Here is a 300-nt window from a genome sequence, read left to right on the forward strand (position 1 = left end):
GTCTACGAGGCGGTCCAGTCCGGCTTCAAGCAGCAGGAGACCTCCTACGCATCGGCCATCTCGCTGGTGTTCTTCGTCCTCGTACTCATCATCTCTAGCGTCCAGCGCTACCTCACCCGGGAGAAGTCCTAACATGTCCGCCGCCATCAAGCCCGCCGCCGGTCTTAAAGGCCCCTCCCGCAGCGCCACGCGCATTCTCCGCCCCGGCACAGGGATCGGCGGATGGGCCCTCCGGATTGCCCTGGCCGTCATCTTCAGCTTCCCGCTGCTGTTCATGTTCGTGTCCTCGCTCAAGCCGGA

General features: G+C 64.0%; 1 pseudogene. It reads left to right on the plus strand.

The window, feature by feature from the left end:
* A pseudogene (locus tag LD110_RS23470) lies at positions 1-132 on the plus strand (sugar ABC transporter permease); the annotation flags it as partial.
* Between the last annotated feature and the right edge of the window lie 168 nt (positions 133-300).

The organism is Arthrobacter sp. M4 (assembly GCF_020251205.1).
In the GTDB taxonomy this organism is placed as follows: domain Bacteria; phylum Actinomycetota; class Actinomycetes; order Actinomycetales; family Micrococcaceae; genus Arthrobacter.